The organism is Bradyrhizobium sp. CCBAU 11361 (assembly GCF_028128935.1).
Lineage (GTDB): Bacteria > Pseudomonadota > Alphaproteobacteria > Rhizobiales > Xanthobacteraceae > Bradyrhizobium > Bradyrhizobium niftali.
On sequence record NZ_LBJZ01000013.1, the window covers coordinates 81,739 to 83,756 of the forward strand.

The following is a 2,018-nucleotide window of genomic DNA, read 5'->3' on the forward strand; positions in this document are numbered from 1 at the left end:
CACCATCGGCCAGATCTCGTCGATCTCGACGTCGATCGCGAGCGCCGTGGAGCAGCAGGGCGCCGCGACCCAGGAGATCGCGCGCAGCGTCCAGACGGTTGCCCAGGGCACTCAGACCGCAGCCACCGACATCGGCCAGGTCAACCGCGGCGCCGCCGAGACGGGCTCTGCCTCGGAAGAGGTGCTGAACTCGGCCAAGACGCTGTCATCCGAAAGCACCCGCCTTCGCGCCGAGCTCGACCGCTTCATGGCGAATATCCGGGCGGCGTAAGCATTCGCTGCCGCGTCAGGCGCTTTGCGCTTGAAGATCTCGCTATCGCCTCATACTCCGCCGTCGTCCCGGACAAGCGCGCCCTCAGGCGCGCGCCGATCCGAGATCCATAATCCCAGCGGATAGTTGGGACGAACGGTGCTAACTCCGAGTCTTCGTCAAACCACTTCCTGTGGTTATGGGTCCCGGCCTTCGCCGGGACGACGATGGTGGGCATTCCCCCGCGTCACCGAACCGCAAGTTGCGACGCCGCAAATTTACCGCCGCTTATCCTTTGCCAATTACCGTGCACACGAGTCGGGGAGCGGGCTGCTTCCGGGCTGCGCCTGGTTTTCCGCGAATGGAATGGGGTGGGGGAATGTCCGTCAAGTCCAAGCCGAACACATCGAAACTGCCAACCTTGCGCTTTCGCGCAAAAATCATCCTCGGCTTCGTGGCGGTGCTAGCCATCCTCGCCGTCAGCATGGCTTTCGCCTATTTCGGCTTCGAGCGGATCCAGGCCGCCGTGGCCTCCTACCGGACCAGCGTGGCGGAAGCGGACCTCGCGCGAACCGTCGACCGCGAGCTGATCGCCTACCAGGGACTGGCGCGGGCCTATACGCTGACCGGCGCGGCGGACGACGAGACCGCGGCCAAGGCGGCCGAAGAAAATCTGAAGGCGGCGATCGCCAAGTCGACGTCCGCCACGACCGGCGCCGCGCGCCGCGAGCAGGTCGGCAAGCTCGAGGCGGAGTTCCAGCGCTTTACGAAAGTATTCGGCGAGATCATCACCCTGACGCGCGAGAACAACAAGATCGCGGCCGATGAGCTCAACAGCGTCGGCAACAAGATCCGCTTCAAGTTCGACGACCTTGCCGATACCGCAGCGCTCGCCGGGCTCGCCTCGGTCCAGACCACCGCCAAGGACGTCACCTCGCAATATCTCGCGGTCTCCACCTCGGTCAGCGCCTTCGTCGCCAAGCCCGAGCCGAAGACCGCCGACGGCGTGATCGCCCGCATCAAGTTCCTGGAAACCCTGCTGGTCTCGATCTATGCCAGCGACCAGAAGATCACCGACCGCGTCACCGAGATCAGCAATCTGCTGAAGCAGTACCGCACCTCCTTTGCCAAGCTGACGGAGAACGTGAAGGTCATCGTCAAGTCGAACGGCGAGATGACCAAGACGGCCGCGTCGATCCTCAAGCTTTCGGGTGAGCTGCGATCGGACCTGACCGCCGATCAGCAGCGCATCGAGGCCAGCGCCAATGCAACGATCGGGGAGACCGAACGGCTGATGCTGATGCTGGCACTGGGCGGCCTGGCCATCGGCGCCGTGCTCGCCCTGATGCTCGGTAACGGCATATCGCGCCCGATGATCGCGATGTGCAAGGCGATGCGCGAGCTCGCCTCGGGCAATTTCGACGTGGTGCTGCCGGGCCTCGGCCGCAAGGACGAGATCGGCGAGATGGCCGGCGCGGTCGAGGAGTTCAAGGTTCAGGCCGTCGCCAAGGCCGAGCGCGATGCCGCCGCGAGCGAAGCCCAGAGCCGGGAGCAGGCCGCCAGCCGCCGCTCCGAGCTGATCCGCTTTGCCGATGATTTCGAGAGCGCCGTCGGCGCCATCGTCTCCAACGTCTCGGCCTCGGCCGTGCAGCTTGAATCCGCAGCGTCCACGCTGACCCGCACCGCCGAGACCACGCAGAGCCTGTCGAGCCAGGTCGCGGGCGTGTCCGAGCAGGCCTCCAGCAACATGCAGTCGGTCGCCACCGCA

General features: G+C 65.4%; 1 protein-coding gene and 1 pseudogene. Both read left to right on the plus strand.

Going from position 1 to position 2,018, the window contains the following annotated elements:
* Positions 1-271: pseudogene (locus tag XI08_RS05475) on the plus strand (methyl-accepting chemotaxis protein); the annotation flags it as partial.
* Positions 272-629: 358 nt separating this feature from the next.
* Positions 630-2,018 (plus strand): HAMP domain-containing protein (locus tag XI08_RS05480; protein WP_271573670.1); only part of this gene is annotated, 1,389 nt, incomplete at its 3' end.